Below are 247 nucleotides of genomic sequence, written 5' to 3' on the forward strand. Positions count from 1 at the left end.
GCTGCTGACCTTCCCCATGGTGCTCACGGTGAACTACCTGGGCGAGCCGGACAACGGTGCGATTCTCGCCGGCTATCTGGGCAGTTGGCTGCTGGCCGGCGGCTACCTGGCCATCGGTTCGTGCATGTCGGCCCTGGCGAAGAACCAGGTGATCGCTTTCATCCTCGCCGTGGCCGCCTGCTTCCTGTTCATGCTCAGCGGCTTTCCGCTGGTGCTCGATGCGTTCAGCCAGTGGGCGCCGCAGTGG

General features: G+C 65.2%; 1 protein-coding gene. It reads left to right on the forward strand.

Going from position 1 to position 247, the window contains the following annotated elements; genetic code table 11:
* Window positions 1-247: ABC transporter permease (locus tag ACLJNW_RS27450; protein WP_410961716.1), on the forward strand; the 247-nt coding region annotated here is incomplete at both ends.

The organism is Salmonella sp. SAL4457 (assembly GCF_046548235.1).
Classification (GTDB): domain Bacteria; phylum Pseudomonadota; class Gammaproteobacteria; order Enterobacterales; family Enterobacteriaceae; genus Salmonella; species Salmonella enterica.